The organism is Leisingera sp. G5_S3_59_S7, assembly GCF_054968485.1.
Window position 1 is genome coordinate 72,817 of sequence record NZ_JBQKUH010000010.1, and the last position, 18,404, is coordinate 91,220.

Below are 18,404 nucleotides of genomic sequence, written 5' to 3' on the forward strand. Positions count from 1 at the left end.
ATATCCTGCGGGCGCGGGAGCGCCCCGCCTGCCCCCGATCAGATTTTGCGCCAGGGGCCGAAGCCGAACGCAAGATAGTCGCGCTGATAGACCGATGCGATCAGCGCCTCCAGCTCCGCGTCGTAGATATCATCCAGCGCATGCGGGCGCTCCGGTACCGCGGCAGCCACAGGATCAGGCGCCATCCGCCCCAGTTTCCGCGCCAGGGCCGGCAAATCCTCCGCCATCTCCGTCTCGCGGATCAGAAGGTCCGGAACGCCGACACCCGCAAACCCCTCCAGTGCCTGGCTCTGGCTGGCCCATTCCGCGTCCAGCCGGATCGAGGTCTGGCCTGCCAGGCTGGCCCGCACGAACTGCAGGAAAGCGGCAAACGCCTCCCTGTGCTGCGCACGGGTATACCCCTCGCCCGGACCCGCCTCCGGCACCGCAAGGCCGAACTGCCGCCGCAGCGTGTTGCGGATCTGCCGGAAACTGCCCTCGCCCGCATTCAGGATCCGGCGGCAGAACACCGCATGCGCCCGCGCCGCCGGATGGCGCAGCACGGTAAAGCTGCGGAAGCCCTTGTTGCCGCGCTTCCACTGGCGCAGCTGCTTCTGGTTCATGCCCCGGATCAGCCCGTCCGGAGCGACCTGGTCCAGCCCCGCCATCCACTGCACGACCTCCGCCTCCGGCCCGCCCTTGAGCGGCAGGTAGAGAAGCGGCGTCACCGCACACGCCACATAACCGGGCACCGCCGGACCACGGCGCGGCTCGAAATTCGGGGTCCGGGTCAGGTTGAACCGGTCCAGCCCCGAAAGCGCCGCCTGCATCTCCTCCGGATTGGCCACCTTGGCCAGCACCGGCGCCGGGTTCTGCCGCTTGAGGCTTCCGTCCAGCGCCTCCAGCTGCTGCGAAACTCCCAGCCAGCGGGCCAGACCGTTCATCACCTCAACGCTCTGCAAATCCTCGTAGGCCACATAGAACGCGGTCTGGCCCAGCGCCTGGAGCCTGTTCAGCAGCGTCACCTGGAAAGCCTGCAGCACCTCCACATGGGCGGCAAACTCCGCCGCATCAAACTGTGCCTTGGCGTCCTTGCGGCGCGTCACATTGGTCAGCTTCCACTGGCCCGTCTCCCGGGCGATCTTCCACGACACATAGCTGTCCAGCGGATTGCGCGTCAGCACGATCTTGGCGCAGCGCGGATCCTCCAGCATCCCATCCAGCACCCGCGGATCATGGTCATGGAAGTAGCGGAAGCCCCCCAGCACCCCCGGCTGCGCCTTGATCTCCTGGATCAGCCGCGCCGGATCGGTCTCGCGCATGGCCTGGGTCACCCCCAGGATCTGATCCGTGTTCGGATAACCGATGAAATGCGGGTTGAAGGCCTCGCCATGGCAGGTGAGCCCGTCAAAGGCATTCAGATTGGTCTCCAGGAAATTGGACCCGGTCCGCATTTCCGCAAAGACAACAAAGTAATCAAACAAGGGAGAGGTCATCAGGAATTATCGCACCAGATAGGGTTTGCGCTGCGGTTTGGAGAGGCTGACCGGAGTCTGCCCGACCGGGAAATCCCCCATCAGATAAGGGTGCATGCCCTGGTTCTTCAAATTCTGCAGGAACTGGCCAAAGCCATCAAGATCCGTCATCTTCGGCGCTTCGCTCAAATGCCGGGCCGTGACCGCGCCGATTTCGCCGAGGATGGTCTGCAGCGGCTCCATCGGCGCTTCGGCAAATTCTGCCATGCTCCAGATCCGCACCCGCGCCTTGGTCCATTGCGAGCGCAGGATTTTCAGCTGTTCAGCCTCAATCCGCTGAAGCCGCGCCGCCTGCTGCCGAAGTTCCGCGAAACTGCGGTTGGATTTGAACAGCGGCACCGCCCAGGCCCCGCTGATGACCGAAACCTGCGCATTGGTATCCCGCGCCAGCAGCCAGTTCACCGCCTGATTGTCGCGCGGCCCGAACTGAAAGCACTGGCGCTCGCCGCGGGTGTTCCAGATCAGGGTGGTGAGAAAGCTCTCCGGGTTGTAATCGCGCGCTTTCGGATTTCCATTGAGGCAGCCGCTGATCAGGCTCTGGCCCTGAGAGAATTCTGCCCCCTCCGGCGCAAAGATGTGCCCGTGCACCCGGGCCCCGGTTGTCCGGGCCAGCCAGGTCTCAAAGTCCTCGAACAGTTCGGTAAAGCCCTGGAACACAGAATAGGGGCTGGAGGTGATCCCGTTTTCCGACCCCTGCCCGGGAAACCGGCTCTGCATGTACAGGCCGGGCCGCCCGCGGGTGCGCCGCTCCACTGCCTTGGCAAAGATCCGGTCGATCTTGCCCGGGTTCGGTTCGGTCCGTTTCATCGCGCCGGCGGAGTCTGTCAGGAAGGCCTGGTAAAGGCGGTCTGCATGCGGCCAGATCTTGCGCGCGACAAAGCAGTCGGACCGGCGCAGCAGCTGCAGGTGATCGTCATAGAAAATATGCGGCTTGCCCTGGAAATCGAACTTGCTGAGCGTCAGCGAGCGGCTCTCGATGTTGCTGGAGTACTGCCGCGCCAGCGTCTGGAAGTAGCTTTCGTCCGGGATCCAGACTTTGCGGAAGTAGGCGTCATAGGCCGGGCGGTCCGGGTCCTTGAGGATTGCCGACAGGGTCTGCCGGGTCAGGCACCACCACTGGCTGCCCATATGCGGCACCAGCCCGGGCGGAATCCGCCGTTCGATACGCAGCTTGCGCTGCAGCTCCACATAGCGGTCGAACAGATAGCGGTGCCGTTTCCACGAAAACGGGAACCGCAGCGTGAACCGCTCATGGCTGAGGCCGCCGACAATCCAAGGCACGTCCGCAGTGGTGGCGCTTTCGATGAAATCAGTCTGCGGGCGGGCCGCCAGATAGTCGATCAGCTCCTGCACCGGGCGCAGCGGCAGGCAGGAGCCCGACGCAAGGTAGACATGGCGCACGCCGGGGAACTCCGCCAGCATCACCCCGGATGCGGCTTGCGAGGCGGCGACAATGCCCCAGGTGCCCCATTCACAGCGGTGGCGGGTGCAAAAGCGGATCAGCGGATTGCCCTCCAGCGCCTCCTGGAAGCGTCGGAACACCTGGCGGTCCACCTTGCTGTCCACATGCAAGACCACCGGGCAGCCGCTGGCGGTCCAGTGCCGGGCCACCTGTTCCGCGCGCTCCAGCGCAGTGTGGACCAGCATGACAATGCCGACCGTGCTCATGCCCAATTCCCCTTGGACATCAGCCCCAGGATCTCAAGCTGGCGCCAGTTGATGTATTTCTCGCTCCATTTGCACCACAGCTCCGGCTGCTCCGCCATCTTGCCGGCATAGGCCTTGTACTCCACCGATCCGGCATAATGCTGGCCCCGCTCCAGCTCCTCCTGCGCCTTGGCAGTGAAGGTGTCGAGGAATTTGGTGTGCAAAAGCGCGCCGCTGGCCTTTTCGCCGCCGTCCGTTTCATAGACCTGGTTCAGCCCGCGCGGCAGCAGCGCATGGGTTGAGCTGGCATAGGCATAGCGCCGGTGCCATTTGACCAGCGGGATCTTGTTTAATGCCGGCGCCTGTCCGGGCTGATCGGCAAAAAACACCCGCGCCCGCGGCCCGCCCTGGATCCACAGGTTGCCGTATTCCGGATTGCGGCTGATCGTGTAATTGCCGCTGTCGAACCAATGGGCGATCTCCAGCGGGTTCTGCCCTGCCTGATAGGGCACCTCATCAATCCGGCCCTTGGGATAGACATCCAGCAGCATCGCCGAGAAGCTGCGGATCGCCGAATTGTCCAGCCAGTCGGTCAGCGCCCGGATCGGCCGTGTGTCGCAGAACGGGTAGATAAAGAACTCATCCGGGTCGACCACCAGCACCCAGTGCCCGTGCGCGTATTTGCGTTTCAGGCAGTTCATCCAATCGATGCCAAAGCCCGCGCGCTTGTAGCTTGCCGTGGTGTGCCACAGCGAAACATCCACCATCCCGCGCAAGTAATCCGCCGTCCCATCGGTGGAGCCATTGTCCACGAACAGGAAATGATTGATGCCCATACCGCGGTAGTACTGCAGGAAATAGGGCAGCCGGATCTGCTCATTGCGCATGGTGCAAACCAGCAGGATATCGTCTGGCTGGATCTTCCGGGTGTTGTCCTGCAGGGGCGTCAGCTCACCGGACTTGCGCACGGCGCGGACCAGCCGCCGTTTGCGCCGCAACCGCATCCGGTAAGAATCCCAAAGCCCCACGTCTACTCCAAACCATTATCCAAGGGGTGCGCCGGCCTGCCCAAGCCGCCCCGTACCTCCGGCAAGTTTCCGCGCAATATGTCACGGGCATATGGTATTAACAATGGATTTAGAAACGGTTACGCGGGCGCACGGCGCGGCTGCAACACCCCGCGCCAGACACGCGCGTCACCAGGCAAGCGGTGACATCAGGCCCAGTTCCGCCAGCTGATCCGGGCCGCGGTAGCGGACAGATCCCTGGTGCCACAGATCCGGCGCTTGCGCGATCCGGTCGTAATAGGCATCAAATTGCTGCGGCGTATGGAAGTGCTGCTGCCGCTGCTTTTCCGTTGCCGATCTGGAAACAATTTCCGGCAGGAATTTCGTATGCAGCAGCACCCCGGACGGCGCCGTGCCGCCCGGCCCGCCGTACTGCGCATTCAGCCGCGGCGGCAGCAGCGAATGGGTACTGTTGATATAGGCATAGCGCCGGTTCCAGCGCACCAGCGGCAGCTTGTTCAGCGTCGGCGACCGCTCCGGCTGGTCGGGAAAGAATACTCTTTCGCGGGCGCCGCCCTGCACCCAAAGGTTGCCCATCGGCTGCTGCCGCGCCGCGCGGTAAGGTCCGGCGTCAAACCACTGCAGCACCTCGCACGGATCCTGCCCCGGCACATAGCCTTGCGTGCCCAGCGGCCCCTTGGGGTAAAGGTCCAGCATCAGCGCGCCAAACCCCGTGCGCCCCTGCTGCTCCAGCCGCTGCGCCAGGGCGCCCAGCCCGTGCGCCTCCATGCCGGAATAGACCAGCAGCTCATCCGCATCGACTGTCAGGCACCAGCGCCCGTGGCCGTAGCGGATCAGCAGCCAGCCCAGCCAGTCGAGGCCGAAGCGCGTGTTCCGGTAGCTGCCGGCAGCGCGCCACAGGGACACATCCGGCTGATCCGCAAGCAACTCAGCGCTGCCGTCATCACTGCCATTGTCGACGGCCAGGAAGTGCACCGCGCCCAGGCGCCGGTAGTGCTCAAGGACAAAGGGCAGCCGGGTGATCTCATTGCGCAGGACGGTAAAGACGAGGACCCCCTCTTGGGGGATCTGCCCGGTGCGGTCCGCCAGCCTGGTCATCTGGCGGCGGGCCCGCAAGGCCCGCCACAGCATCCGCCGCCTTTTCCACCGCATCCGGTAGGCCCCGGTCAGGCCCAGCGGAGGCAGATCAGGGGCGGCGGGGCCGGTCATGCTCAGGCCTCGTAATGGCCCGTCTTGTGCCATTTCCAGGCATCGGCGATCATGGTTTCCAAGGAGGAACGCCGCGGCTCCCAGCCCAGATCAGTGACCGCGCGGGTCGAGCCCGACACCAGCTTGGTGCAATCGCCGGCCCGGCGCGGTCCGGTGTTGCAGGGAACTTTCTGCCCGGTCACGGCCTCAGCCTTGTCCATCACTTCGCGCACCGAAAAGCCCGAACCCGTGCCCAGGTTGAAAACCTGGCTGCCGTTGCCGTCTTCCAGCCACTTCAGGCCCAGCACATGCGCATCCACCAAGTCGCAGACATGCACGTAATCGCGGATGCAGGTGCCGTCCGGCGTATCGTAGTCGGTGCCGAAGATGGTCAGCGCATCGCGCTTGCCCGCAATCGCATCCAGAACCAGCGGCACCAGATGGGTCTCGGGGCGGTGGAACTCGCCCACCTCGGCCTCAGGGTCCGCACCCGCAACGTTGAAATAGCGGAAGATCACCGACCGCAGCCCATGCGCAGCGCCGAAATCCTTGAGGATATCCTCCACCGCGCGCTTGGAAGCGCCATAGGCGTTCAGCGGCAGCTGCGGAGTGTTTTCGTCCAGCACGACATTGTCATGCTCGCCATAGGTGGCGCAGGTCGAGGAGAACACAAAGTCCAGGCAGCCCGCCGCCACGGCAGCCTCGACCAGATTCAGCGACCCGCCGGTGTTGTTGGCCCAGTAGCGGCCCGGCTCGCTCATCGCCTCGCCCACCTGGCTCAGCGCCGCGAAATGCATCACCGCGGCCGGCTGGTATTTCGCAAACACCTCATCCAGCCGGGCGCGGTCGTTCAGGTCGCCCTTCTCGAACGGGCCGAACTTGACCGCATCCTGCCAGCCGGTCACCAGGTTGTCGTAGGTTACAGGAGTATAGCCCGCCGCCTTGAGCGCCTTGCAGGCATGCGAGCCGATGTATCCGGCACCGCCGGTCACAAGGATATTTGTCACTGTCTCTGCCCCATGCTGGGCCGCCCCGGAAGGGCGGCCAGAGTGGTTACTGCGCGGCCTTTCCGACCTGCGCGATTTCGGTGATGTAGCTCATAAGGTCGTCCCGCAGCTCATCGCGCGCCAGCGCAAAGGCGACGGTCGCCTGCAGGAAGCCCGCCTTGGAGCCGCAGTCAAACCGCTGGCCGCGGAAGCGGTAGCCGTAAACCGGCACGTCCTTGGCAATGTCCTCGGCAATGGCGTCGGTCAGCTGGATCTCGCCGCCGGCGCCCTGCTTCATCTTGTTGAGGTTTTTCAGAACCGACGGCGCCAGGATGTAACGGCCGATGACCGCCAGATTCGACGGGGCCTCTTCCATCTTGGGCTTTTCCACCATGCCGTTGGCGGCAACCACCTGGCCCATGTCCTCTTTCACGTCGAGCACACCGTAGGAAGAGGTCTTCTCCGGCGGAACCTCCATCGCGGCAACCATGTTGCCGCCGGTTTCCTCGTAGGCTTCGACCATCTGCTGCAGACAGGGCTTTTCCGCTGCGATCACGTCATCCGGCAGGATCACCGCAAAGGGTTCGTTGGCGATCAGCCGGCGGGCGCACCAGACCGCATGGCCCAGGCCCAGCGCCTTGTGCTGGCGGATATAGGCAATCGCGCCGGATTCCATGTCGGTGCCCTTCAGGATCTCCAGAAGGTCATCCTTGCCCTTCTTGCGCAGCTCTTGCTCCAGAACCGGCGAATGGTCGAAATAATCTTCCAGCGCGCCCTTGCCGCGCGACGTGACAAAGATGAATTCCTTGATGCCGGCAGCGCGCGCCTCGTCGATGGCGTATTGCACCAGCGGCCGGTCAACCAGCGTCATGATTTCCTTTGGAACGGACTTTGTTGCCGGCAGGAACCGCGTCCCCAAGCCTGCAACCGGAAAAATTGCCTTAGTTACTTTTTTGCGCATGACGTTCTCACTGTACTAAAATCACCGGGTCGGCGGCTGGCTCTGGCGCATGCCGCGCGCGGAGCCTGCGCGCATCATGCCGGTTGTTCTCCAACAAATTTCAAAGCAGCTGCCCGCCGCAATTCCCGGCCGCCGCTTTGCAGCAGCCGCTCGCCCCATCTGTTTCTCATTACCATAATCCAGTCACTCGTGCCCCATTTTCTTCATCATAGCCTCCAGGCGCGGCACGTCCTCAGGGTTGTTCAGCTCCCAGAACTCCCGCCCGCGCGCGTCCACCTCAACACACAGCACCTTGCGCCCGTTTTCCAGGAACCGCAGCTGCTCCAATCCTTCCAGGCCCTCCAGCGGGCCGGTCCGCCACCCAGGATACGCTGCCAGCGCGTCCGGACGGTAGGCATAGACGCCGACATGATGATAGACCGGCGTGTTTTCGCCAGCGCCATAGGTTTCGCCGCAATAGGGCACCACCTCTTTTGAGAAATAGAGCGCGCTGCGGTCTTCGGCAAACACCGCTGTGGTGCCGCCGACCCGGCCCGCCTTGCGGTCCGCCAGCAGGCTGTTCAGCGTCTCGCCATTGCAGCGCAGAACCGGCGTCGCCAGCCCCATGCCGGGCGCATCGCGCAAGCCGGCGATCAGATCCTCGACAAACCAATGCGGGGTCAGCGGCGCATCGCCCTGCAGGTTCACCACGATCTCATAGCCGCCGCCCAGCGCCGCATGCGCCTCGGCGCAGCGTTCCGTGCCGTTGGCGCACTCCGGCGAGGTCATCACCACCTCGGCGCCGAATGCCTCAGCTGCGTCCTTGATGCGGTCGTCGTCCGTCGCCACCACCACCCGGTCCGCGCCCTGAACCGAACAGGCCGCCCGCCAGGAGCGCTCCACCAGGGTGCGCTGTTCACCGGTCGCCCCGGTCAGCGGCACCAAAGGCTTGCCGGGGTAACGGGTCGAGGCGTAGCGGGCGGGGATGACAATCAGGACAGACATCAGGCTTTCTTCAGTTCCACAGCTGGTGCATAGGCGATGAAGAACGGGTTCGCATAGCCCTCTTTACCGTAAATAAGCGGGGAATGATCGTCAAAACGCACCACTTTGCCGCCTGCACCCGCCAGCACCGCGTGACCGGCGGCGGTGTCCCACTCCATGGTGCGGCCGACGCGCGGGTACAGATCCGCCTCGCCGGTGGCCACCAGGCAGAACTTGAGCGAGGAACCCGCGCTCTTCATGTCCTTGACGCTGTACTTGCCGATGTAATCGTCGGTTGCCTGATCCCGGTGCGATTTCGAGGCCACAACCATCAGCGCGGAGTTGTCGCTGCCGGCAACCCGGATCGGGCGGGTCTCCCCGATGGTTTCGGGATCGAAGGCGCCGGTTTCCTCAACCGCGCTGCCATCCGCCAGGGTAAAGAACATCCGCTCCTTGGCCGGCGCATAGACCACGCCGCGGGTCGGCACGCCCTTTTCCACCAGCGCGATATTGACGGTGAAATCGCCGCGGCGGTGGATGAATTCCTTGGTGCCGTCCAGCGGGTCGACGATCAGGAAGGTGTCGCCGCGCGCGCTGTGCGAGGCCGCCTGCTCCTCGGTGACCAGCATCATGTCCGGAAAAGCCGCCCGCAGGCCTGCCGAAATCAGCGCGTCCGCCGCTTCATCCGCTTCGGTTACCGGGCTCTCATCGGATTTCACCTTCACGCCGAAATCGTCGGAGTTGTAGATCTCCATGATCTTTGCGCCGGCCTCGATGGCCAGGCGGCGGATCACGGGCACCAGGTCTTCATATGTCACGCGGACCTCCCTGTCGGGTTTAATTGAAAATTTGCCTATCGCCTCTTATGATGCGCAGACAGCAGAACGGCAAGCAGCCGCATCGGATTCGAGCAGAGAATACAGGTCTCATGTTTCAGCAGCGCACGCAGCAATCCAGGATCTCCGGTTTTGTCGCCCTCACAGAGGTCGTCTTCCACTCTGTCGTGCGCAGCGTCCGGTCCAAGCATAACAATGCGTTTGCGGCGCTTGGCCTGAATATTCTGCAGGCGGTTCTCTTTGTGGCCGCCTTTTACGTGATGTTTGCGCTGCTCGGTCTGCGCGGCTCTGCCATCCGCGGCGATTTCCTGCTGTATGTGATGTCCGGCATCTTTCTGTTCATGGTGCACACCAAAACCGTCAGCGCCGTTGCCGGCGCCGAAGGCCCAAGCAGCCCGATGATGCAGCACGCCCCGATGAACACGATGGTGGCCATTCTGTCGGCGGCCATCGGTGCGCTTTATATCCAGGTGCTTTCGCTTTTCATCATCCTGTTCGTCTATCACGTCGCCTTTACCCCCCTCCACATCGAGGAACCGGCGGCGGCTTTCGGCATGGTTCTGCTGGCCTGGATCACCGGGGCGGCGGTGGGGCTGGTGTTCCTGGTGCTGAAACCCTGGGCGCCCGGCTTTGTCAGTATCCTGACGATGATCTACCAGCGCGCCAACATGATCGCTTCGGGCAAGATGTTTCTGGCTAACACGCTGCCCAGCTTCATGCTGGCGATGTTCGACTGGAACCCGCTGTTTCACTGCATCGACCAGTCCCGCGGCTTTGTGTTCATTAACTACAACCCCCATTTCAGCTCCTGGCAGTATGCGGCCTGGGTGGCGCTGATCCTGATCGTGATCGGCCTGATGGGCGAGTTCTACACGCGGCGGAACGTCTCGCTCAGCTGGAGCGCGCGCCGGTGAGGCCTTATCTGGGTGCTGCCCTGCTTTGGCTCGCCTGTGCGGCCCTGCCGGGCGCGGCACAGGAGTTTCCGGCGCTCTACAGCGTTGCCGGCGTGGCGGCGGATGATGTGCTGAATATCCGCAGCGCCCCGTCTGCCAGTGCTGAGATCATCGGCACTCTGGCGCCGGACCAAGCCGGGGTTGAGGTCGTGGCAGCGGATGGCAGCGGCAAATGGGGCCTAGTGAACAGCGGCGAGCGGTCAGGCTGGGCCGCCCTTCGCTACCTGACACGGGCGGCCGCAGAGGATGGTCTGGAACTGCCCCGCCGTTTCAGCTGCTTTGGAACCGAACCGTTTTGGACCCTGAATATTACTCAGGAGGATGCGGCGGTTTACGCCACACCCGGCGGCCACACCCGGCTCAACGCAGGGCGGGTGCTCACATCGCGAAACCATGGCGGTCATTATCTGCTGCCCCTTGAAGGCGGCACCGCCGCGGTGATCCGCCGTTCGGCCTGCAGCGATGGCATGTCCGGCCGCTCCTTCGGGTTGTCGGTTGACCTCTTGCAGCTGGATGCACCCGCCTTGCAGTCCGGCTGCTGCTCGCTGGCTCCCTGACCTGCGTTCCGCCCCAAGACTTTCACTGAAAAAGTCTTTGCAAAAGTTTTGCGGAAAGCTTTTGCGCCCGGCCGGCGTCAGGTCACCACCCTCAAAGTCAGGTTAATCCGCCCGCCCTTGGGCAGCAGGCGGGAGGATTTGAACCGGATCCTGTCCACCCCGTGATACATCAGCCGCGCCTCGCCGCCCATCACAACCGCATCGCCGGAGTTCAGCCAGACAGACTCTGTCTTGCCGCCACGGGTCCGGTTGCCGATCCGGAACAGCCCGTCATCACCCAAAGAAATGGACACCACGGGGAAAGAGAAATCCGCCTCATCCTTATCCTGATGCAGCCCCATCCGGGCCCCCTCGCCGTAATAGTTCAGCAGGCAGCATTCCGGCTCGCGTTCCAGCCCGGTCAGCTGCCGCCAGATCTCCAGCACCGGCTCCGGGATTGCGGGCCAGGGCCGTCCTGACGGGTGCGCTTCGGCATAGCGGTAGCCGGAGGCATCAGAGTACCAGCCGAACTGCCCGGCCGAGGTCATCCGCACCGACATCTGCCCGCCGCCCGGCACCTTGGGCGAAAACAGGGGCGCTGCCTTCAGCACCGGCCGCAGAGCCTCGATCAGCGCCGCCTGGCGGGCGGGCTCCAAACAGCCCTTGTGGATATCGAATCCGCGCACGCGCAGCAGGGTCATTGCCGTTCATCCATCCTTAACCAAGACCGCTGCAAAAAAGCGCATTGATTCACGCTTGGCCGCGTGCCTGAGCGCTTGCAGGGCCGTTTTCACGTCCCTATATACGCCGGGACGCGGCAAGGTGCAGACCAAACCGCAACTTCAATCGGGGCCGGGATGCCGCAACGGGTTCAGGCCTCGGGTAATCGCCTTGAGTAAAAGTAAGGGATCGAACATGAGCAAAGTTATCGGCATTGACCTGGGTACCACCAACTCCTGCGTGGCCATCATGGATGGCTCCCAGCCCCGCGTGATCGAAAACGCCGAGGGCGCGCGCACCACCCCGTCGATTGTCGCCTTCACCGACGACGAGCGCCTGGTCGGCCAGCCTGCCAAGCGCCAGGCGGTGACCAACCCCGACAACACCGTTTTCGGCGTCAAGCGTCTGATCGGCCGCCGGTTTGACGACCCCGCTGTCGCAAAAGACAAGAAAATGGTGCCGTTCTCCATCGTGAACGGCGGCAACGGCGACGCATGGGTCGAAGCAAAGGGTGAGAAGTACTCCCCGTCGCAAATCTCCGCCTTCACCCTGGGCAAGATGAAAGAAACCGCGGAATCCTACCTGGGCGAGGAAGTCACCCAGGCAGTGATCACCGTGCCTGCCTACTTCAACGACGCCCAGCGTCAGGCCACCAAAGACGCCGGCAAGATCGCGGGCCTCGAAGTGCTGCGCATCATCAACGAGCCGACCGCGGCTGCGCTGGCCTATGGCCTGGACAAGGAAAACACCCACACCATCGCGGTCTATGACCTCGGCGGCGGCACCTTCGACGTGACCATCCTGGAAATCGACGACGGCCTGTTCGAAGTGAAGTCGACCAACGGCGACACCTTCCTGGGCGGCGAAGACTTCGACATGCGCATCGTCAACTACCTGGCGGAGCAGTTCAAAAAGGAAAACGGCGTCGATCTTTCCAAGGACAAGATGGCCCTGCAGCGCCTGAAAGAGGCCGCTGAAAAAGCCAAGATCGAACTGTCCTCCACCTCGCAGACCGAGATCAACCAGCCGTTCATCTCGATGGACCCGTCCTCGGGCCAGCCGCTGCACATGGTGATGAAGCTGACCCGCGCCAAGCTGGAAAGCCTGGTTTCCGACCTGATCAAGCGCTCGATGGATCCGTGCAAGGCGGCTCTTAAGGACGCAGGCCTCTCCGCCTCCGACGTGGACGAGGTGGTTCTGGTCGGCGGCATGACCCGGATGCCGAAAGTCATCGAAGAGGTGACCAAGTTCTTCGGCAAGGAGCCGCACAAGGGCGTGAACCCGGATGAAGTGGTTGCCATGGGCGCCGCCATCCAGGCCGGTGTTCTGCAGGGCGACGTCAAGGACGTGGTGCTGCTCGACGTGACCCCGCTGAGCTTGGGCATCGAAACCCTGGGCGGTGTCTTCACCCGCCTGATCGACCGCAACACCACCATCCCGACCAAGAAGTCCCAGGTGTTCTCGACTGCGGAAGACAACCAGAACGCCGTGACCATCCGCGTGTTCCAGGGTGAGCGTGAAATGGCTGCCGACAACAAGATGCTCGGCCAGTTCAACCTCGAGGAAATCCCGCCGGCACCGCGCGGCATGCCGCAGATCGAAGTGACCTTCGACATCGACGCCAACGGCATCGTGTCGGTCGGCGCCAAGGACAAGGCGACCGGCAAGGAACAGCAGATCACCATCCAGGCATCGGGCGGCCTGTCGGACGACGACATCGAAAAGATGGTCAAGGACGCCGAGGAGAACGCCGAGGCGGATAAGGAACGCCGCGAGCTGATCGAAGCCAAGAACCAGGCCGAATCGCTGATCCACTCGACCGAGAAATCGGTGGAAGAGCATGGCGACAAGGTCGACCCGTCGACCGTCGAAGTGATCGAACTGGCCGTTGCCGCGCTGAAGGACGATCTGGAGAACGAGAAATCGACCGCCGAGAAAATCAAGTCCGGCATCCAGAACGTCACCGAGGCCGCGATGAAGCTGGGCGAGGCGATCTACAAGGCGCAAGCCGAAGAAGCTGAGGAAGAGCCCGCTGCAGCGGATGACGCCGCAGCAAGCTCGGCCGATGACGACATCGTTGACGCGGAATTCGAAGACCTGGACGACGACAAGCGCTAACGCCTGACCACTCAGGCCAAGGCGGGCCGGTCCGAACCCCGGACCGGCCCAATTTCGTTGAGGCAGATGGGGTAACCGATGTCAAAACGCGACTATTACGACGTTCTCGGGGTGGCCAAAGGCGCCTCCGCAGACGAAATCAAAAAGGGCTTCCGCAAGAAGGCCAAGGAACTGCATCCCGACCGGAACAAGGACAATCCGGACGCAGAGGCGCAGTTCAAAGAGGCCAACGAGGCCTATGATGTCCTGAAGGACGCCGAGAAAAAGGCGGCCTATGACCGCTTTGGCCACGCTGCCTTTGAAAACGGCATGGGCGGCGGCCAGCGCGGCGGCCAAGGCCAGGGCTTTGGCGGCGGCGACTTCTCCTCCGCCTTCTCGGATGTGTTCGACGATCTGTTCGGCGACTTCATGGGCGGCCAGCGCGGCGGCGGCGGGCGGCAGCGTGCCACCCGCGGCGCGGACCTGCGCTACAACCTGCGGGTCTCGCTCGAAGAAGCATTCTCCGGCCTGCACAAGACCATCAAGGTGCCGACGTCGGTGGCCTGCTCGTCCTGCGAGGGCACCGGCGCCGAAGGCGGAGTCGAGCCGACCAACTGCCCCACCTGCTCCGGCATGGGCAAGGTCCGCGCGCAGCAAGGCTTCTTCACGGTCGAACGCACCTGCCCGACCTGTTCTGGCCTGGGTCAGATCATCAAGAATCCGTGCAAATCCTGCCACGGCCACGGCCGGGTCGAAAAGGACCGCTCGCTGTCGGTGAATATACCGGCAGGTGTGGAGACCGGCACCCGCATCCGCCTGGCAGGCGAAGGCGAAGCCGGGCTGCGCGGCGGCCCTCCGGGCGACCTCTACATCTTCGTCGAGGTTGGCCCCCACAGCCTGTTCGAACGCGACGGCAACAACCTTTATTGCCGGGTTCCGGTCAGCATGGCCAAGGCAGCGCTTGGCGGCTCCATCGAGGTGCCGACCATCGACGGCGGCCGCGGCCGGGTGCAGATCCCCGAGGGCAGCCAGTCGGGCCGCCAGATGCGCCTGCGCGGCAAGGGCATGCCAGCCCTGCGCGGCGGCGCCACCGGCGACATGTTCATCGAACTGGCGGTGGAAACACCGGTCAACCTGACCGCGCGCCAGCGGGAGCTGCTGCGCGAATTCGAGGAAATGTCCGAGGACAACACCAACCCGGAATCCCGCAGCTTCTTCTCGTCTGTGAAAAGCTTCTGGGACGGCATGAAAGGCTGAGCCCCGCACTTCGGGCCACGCCCGATTGAGCAGCCAACGAAAGCGCCCCGGACGGGGCGCTTTTTCTTTTTGCGTCCCAGCACGTCAGAATTCAGTCACGCTGCACTGCGGCGGTGCACAGGGGGTGTACAGAGGGTGCACGCCTGTCACCCCCTTTCCGCCGCCGCGTCGCGGCGCAAGTTAACACTTCCTCAACCATGATGGCGGCACCATGGCAGCATGGCAAAGAACCCCGCATTTGAGGACGTCTCCCTGCCGCTGTTCCCCGGCAGCGGCGATGCGCCTGCGGCGCCTGCCGCCCCGGGCCGCCTGCCCTCCTACATCAAGGACCACCGCACCCGGCTGCGTGCACGTTTCATGCAAGGGGGCGCCGCGGCGATGCCCGATTATGAGCTGCTGGAGCTGATCCTGTTCCGCTCCATCCCGCGCCGGGACGTGAAACCGCTGGCCCGGCAACTGCTTGATACGTTTGGGGATTTCAACCGCGTCGTGACAGCCTCCCCGGAGCGTCTGGCCTCCGTCAAAGGCATCGGCGAGGCCGTCATCACCGACTTCAAAGTGCTGGAGGCCGCAGCCCACCGCATGGCCCGCGCCAGGGTCATCCAGCGGCAGGTAATCTCCAGCTGGGACGCGCTTCTGGACTATTGCCACACCACCATGGCCCACCGCGAGACGGAGCAGATCCGCATCCTGTTTCTGGATCGCAAGAACGTTCTGGTCGCCGACGAGGAACAGGCCCGCGGCACCGTGGACCACGTCCCCGTCTACCCTCGGGAGGTCGCCAAACGCGCCCTTGAGCTGAACGCCAGCGCCTTGATTTTAGTGCACAATCACCCTTCCGGAGATCCCACACCCTCGGACAGTGACATCACCATGACCGACCAGATCCAGACGGCCCTCACCGCGCTTGGCATCACTTTGCACGACCACCTGATCATCGGCAAATCCACCGAACTCAGCTTCCGCGCCCAAGGGCTCCTCTAGCGCTGCCGCAGCGCGCGCCAGCGCGATGCCCGGCCCAAGGGTTTGCAGGGCATCTGTGATGCCTTGCCAAACGCGCGGGAGCGCTTCCGGCGCTGCCGTCCCTAACGCACCCAGACCTCGACCCGGCGGTTGATCTGGCGGCCCCAGGCGCTGTCATCACACGCCATCGGCAGCGCCTCGCCAAACCCCTCGGTGCGGATCTGAACCCGGCTGATATCTGCGGTCTCCGCTGCCTTGACCACCGCATCCCGCACTGCGCCCGCGCGTTTCAGCGCGATTTGCCGGTTGCCCTCCGCAGGGCCGACACCATCGGAAAAACCGGCAAAAACAAGCTCTTTCGCATCAAACTCTCCAGCTTCCAGCGCCCGGGCCAGCTGCTCAACGTTGCTGCGGGACTGTGCATCGGGCCGGGCTGAGCCGGGTTCGAACCGGAAGGAGGCCGTCAGCCGCCGCATCCCGCCCAGCACCGCGACCAGCCGCTGCAGCTCCTCCAGCCCCGGCTTTCCTTCCGCGGCCAGAATTGCATTGGCAAAGCGGCTGCCCTGGCGGCTGATCGGGATCAGCTCCGGCGCCTGATCCACGAACCCCGCCCGGCGGATCACCGCCTGCGCTGCGGGACCGCGAACATAGGTCAGGAAATCCCGCGCCACCTTGGGCAGGCGGCGGGCGGGCAGGTAAAGAAACATAGGCACCGTCAGCGGGTAATCCTCAGTCTTCACCGCCCTGCGGCTGGCCTGCAGGGAAAACCCGCAAGGCCCCGTCAGCGTCAGCATCCGCGCTGCCCCCTTCTCTGCATAGCTGGCAATGCCGATGGCGAAGGGGTCCACCAGAACCTGGCGCACCAATGTGCTGCTGCGGTCGTGGCGGCGGATCTGCGGCGAGAACCCGGCGCCAAAGGGCGCCATCAGCTTATCCTCCACGGCTTGCGCCAGCCCGGAGCCGGACACCGGCATATGCAGGGAAACCGGCGCGTCAGGCCCGCCAAGCTCTTGCCAGTTGGAGATCCGGCCAGACAAGACGCCCGCCAGTTGCGGCAGGGAAATCTCCCGCACCGGATTGCCGGGCGCCACCACCGGTACAAAGGCGTCCAGCGCCAGAACCCGGCTGCGGCCCGGCCCGGTCAGATCGCCCAGGCCCGCCGCGCGGGCGGCGGTGCGTTCCAGCGGGCGGATTTCCCGCAGCGCCATCGCCACATCGGCCTCGTCCGCAACCAGCGCGGCAAAACCGGCATCGGTATTGCTGGCGGTGAAGGTGAACCTTGCTGCCGGCTGCTGGCCGCGCAGCAGCACATGGCTGAAGTTGCCCTGCGGCAGCGGTTCGCGGCGGGTCTGATAGCCGTTGCGCAGCGCAAAGCCTTCGATCAGCGCGGGCAGAAGCACCTCGGACATGGTAGAGGACCCCGCCAGGGTGATCTCCGCGACAAAGCCGGACAGGCTGGGGCAGCCCGGCCCCTCGCAGTCCACGCCGGAGCCATCGACGGTCAGTTCGCCGAACTGGGTCTGCACCCGGTAAAATTCGCCGTCGAACCCCAGCAGCGTGCCGGTGATTTCAACCGCGCCGTCCGGCGAAGAAAGGGTGACGTCTTCGGCTGCCAAAGCGCGCGCAAAAGCCGCCAGAAAAAGTGCGGCGCAAACGGCCGCACGAAAGAAGGTCATATGGATACCTGAAGTTACCGCAAATCAGTTGGAGGCGATTTTCAGGTCTTCCACCAGATTATTCAACACCAGAAAACTGCCCTGGGCATCGCATTCCGGCATTGCAATCACCAGATCCCGGCTGCTGAGCCGTCCGCCGCTCAGCTGCAGCGCCTGGGCAGACACGTCGCGGCCGCAGTTGAGGCCCGTCACCTCGGCTTCGGCGGTCAGGGAAACGGTGCCAGAGCGGTCCGGCTGGCCGGCCGGCAAACTGTAGATTTCGGCAATCCGCGGTGCCAGCAGGCCGGCATCGCCGAGGCGGACCACCTGCCCGGCACCCGCGCCGGGCGCGGCGCCGTTCCAGACATGTCCGGCGCTGCCATACGCCGCGCCGAATTCCCGCGCGTGAATTTCAAGGCCGCTGTGGCCGCTCCATTGCAGAACCACCCGTTCCGTCGTCTCCGCATCCGCCACTTCGGCAACGGCAACCGCCCCGCCGCCGCTTGCAGTTTCGGCGATGAAAACCGCAGTCCGAGTGAGGGCCGGGACCTGCGCCGCATAGTGCCCGGTCCGGTCCAGTGCCGCCGTGAAGGTCATACCGCTGTGATGCACGGTCAAGCGCTCGCCGCCATGGCACGGCGCGGAAACTGTGAGACTAACCATAGCCGCGGGGGCGGCCATCGCCGACGCTGTCACACTGCAGGCGTCCGATTGCGCGGCAGGGGCCGGTTGCGGATCGGCCCCCGCAGGTGCCGGGTCCGCCGGGAGGGAGGTCAGCATTATATTCTCGATTTTCAGCTCCGCCGGCCCGGGTTCGGCCGGCAGCTGAGGATCGGCAGCGGCCTCCGGCTCACCCGCCCAGCGGGGGCTTGAAGCCTGCATATAGAATCCGATGCCCAATGCGCACGCCAGTGTCATTGCACTTGTCAGCATCACCTGTTTGCTCAGCATGGGATCCTCCTGAACCTGAATGGTTAAGAATGCTTGCCTGACAATGCCGGCCGGTTTGTGGCCTCAAACGGGAGAGAATCCGGCGAATGCGGCAATTCCGCCTTCTTTGTTGCGCAGCGGGAAACAGAGCGAAGGAAAACAGCCAAGGG

Annotated in this window: 16 protein-coding genes; 5 read left to right on the forward strand and 11 right to left on the reverse strand. The window is 64.1% G+C overall.

Annotated features, from left to right (window positions below; all coding sequences use genetic code 11):
- Nucleotides 1–38: 38 nt before the first annotated feature.
- The 8 genes from ACTRWG_RS07360 to cysQ form a co-directional block, all read right to left on the reverse strand.
- Nucleotides 39–1,475, reverse strand: coding sequence for a nodulation protein NodH (locus ACTRWG_RS07360; RefSeq protein WP_027235990.1), 1,437 nt, complete (start codon nucleotides 1,473–1,475; stop codon nucleotides 39–41).
- Between the two features lie 6 nt (nucleotides 1,476–1,481).
- On the reverse strand, nucleotides 1,482–3,182 hold the full coding sequence (locus ACTRWG_RS07365) for a DUF5927 domain-containing protein (RefSeq protein ID WP_462829178.1): 1,701 nt from the start codon (nucleotides 3,180–3,182) through the stop codon (nucleotides 1,482–1,484).
- Nucleotides 3,179–4,165, reverse strand: coding sequence for a glycosyltransferase family 2 protein (locus ACTRWG_RS07370; RefSeq protein ID WP_259959386.1), 987 nt, complete (start codon nucleotides 4,163–4,165; stop codon nucleotides 3,179–3,181). Before ACTRWG_RS07370 ends, ACTRWG_RS07365 begins: the two co-directional genes overlap by 4 nt.
- A gap of 192 nt (nucleotides 4,166–4,357) precedes the next feature.
- Complete coding sequence (locus ACTRWG_RS07375; protein WP_462829179.1) at nucleotides 4,358–5,398, reverse strand: glycosyltransferase family 2 protein; 1,041 nt, start codon at nucleotides 5,396–5,398, stop codon at nucleotides 4,358–4,360.
- 2 nt (nucleotides 5,399–5,400) lie between these two features.
- Nucleotides 5,401–6,384, reverse strand: a complete 984-nt coding sequence (galE, locus tag ACTRWG_RS07380) for a UDP-glucose 4-epimerase GalE (RefSeq protein ID WP_027235986.1) — start codon at nucleotides 6,382–6,384, stop codon at nucleotides 5,401–5,403.
- A 46-nt stretch (nucleotides 6,385–6,430) separates the two neighbouring features.
- Entirely contained in the window at nucleotides 6,431–7,324 is an 894-nt protein-coding gene (gene galU, locus ACTRWG_RS07385) for a UTP--glucose-1-phosphate uridylyltransferase GalU (protein ID WP_027235985.1), read from the reverse strand.
- A 183-nt stretch (nucleotides 7,325–7,507) separates the two neighbouring features.
- On the reverse strand, nucleotides 7,508–8,308 hold the full coding sequence (locus ACTRWG_RS07390; protein ID WP_027235984.1) for a 3-deoxy-manno-octulosonate cytidylyltransferase: 801 nt from the start codon (nucleotides 8,306–8,308) through the stop codon (nucleotides 7,508–7,510).
- Nucleotides 8,308–9,105 carry a 3'(2'),5'-bisphosphate nucleotidase CysQ gene (gene cysQ / locus ACTRWG_RS07395; RefSeq protein ID WP_027235983.1) on the reverse strand — a complete coding sequence of 266 codons (798 nt, stop codon included), beginning with the start codon at nucleotides 9,103–9,105 and terminating at the stop codon, nucleotides 8,308–8,310. The genes ACTRWG_RS07390 and cysQ overlap by 1 nt, the downstream gene beginning before the upstream one ends.
- Nucleotides 9,106–9,215: 110 nt before the next feature.
- On the opposite strand from cysQ, the gene ACTRWG_RS07400 reads away from it, so the two are divergent.
- Nucleotides 9,216–10,037: an ABC transporter permease gene (locus ACTRWG_RS07400; protein ID WP_027235982.1), complete on the forward strand. Its 822-nt coding sequence runs from the start codon at nucleotides 9,216–9,218 to the stop codon at nucleotides 10,035–10,037.
- On the forward strand, nucleotides 10,034–10,633 hold the full coding sequence (locus ACTRWG_RS07405) for a COG3650 family protein (RefSeq protein WP_027235981.1): 600 nt from the start codon (nucleotides 10,034–10,036) through the stop codon (nucleotides 10,631–10,633). Before ACTRWG_RS07400 ends, ACTRWG_RS07405 begins: the two co-directional genes overlap by 4 nt.
- Before the next feature lie 77 nt (nucleotides 10,634–10,710).
- On the opposite strand, the gene ACTRWG_RS07410 is transcribed toward ACTRWG_RS07405, so the two are convergent.
- Nucleotides 10,711–11,313: an alpha-ketoglutarate-dependent dioxygenase AlkB family protein gene (locus ACTRWG_RS07410; RefSeq protein WP_027235980.1), complete on the reverse strand. Its 603-nt coding sequence runs from the start codon at nucleotides 11,311–11,313 to the stop codon at nucleotides 10,711–10,713.
- 214 nt (nucleotides 11,314–11,527) lie between these two features.
- On the opposite strand from ACTRWG_RS07410, the gene dnaK reads away from it, so the two are divergent.
- From dnaK to radC, 3 genes are all read left to right on the forward strand, one after another.
- Entirely contained in the window at nucleotides 11,528–13,450 is a 1,923-nt protein-coding gene (gene dnaK, locus ACTRWG_RS07415; protein ID WP_462829180.1) for a molecular chaperone DnaK, read from the forward strand.
- A gap of 78 nt (nucleotides 13,451–13,528) precedes the next feature.
- Entirely contained in the window at nucleotides 13,529–14,686 is a 1,158-nt protein-coding gene (gene dnaJ, locus ACTRWG_RS07420) for a molecular chaperone DnaJ (protein WP_027235978.1), read from the forward strand.
- Nucleotides 14,687–14,905: 219 nt separating this feature from the next.
- Complete coding sequence (radC, locus tag ACTRWG_RS07425; RefSeq protein WP_027235977.1) at nucleotides 14,906–15,670, forward strand: RadC family protein; 765 nt, start codon at nucleotides 14,906–14,908, stop codon at nucleotides 15,668–15,670.
- A 101-nt stretch (nucleotides 15,671–15,771) separates the two neighbouring features.
- On the opposite strand, the gene ACTRWG_RS07430 is transcribed toward radC, so the two are convergent.
- Together ACTRWG_RS07430 and ACTRWG_RS07435 are read right to left on the reverse strand one after the other, a co-directional pair.
- Nucleotides 15,772–17,325 carry a phosphate ABC transporter substrate-binding/OmpA family protein gene (locus tag ACTRWG_RS07430; RefSeq protein WP_027235976.1) on the reverse strand — a complete coding sequence of 518 codons (1,554 nt, stop codon included), beginning with the start codon at nucleotides 17,323–17,325 and terminating at the stop codon, nucleotides 15,772–15,774.
- Between the two features lie 24 nt (nucleotides 17,326–17,349).
- The gene (locus ACTRWG_RS07435; protein WP_027235975.1) at nucleotides 17,350–18,255 is read right to left on the reverse strand and encodes a hypothetical protein; all 906 of its coding nucleotides are present in this window, start codon (nucleotides 18,253–18,255) and stop codon (nucleotides 17,350–17,352) included.
- Between the last annotated feature and the right edge of the window lie 149 nt (nucleotides 18,256–18,404).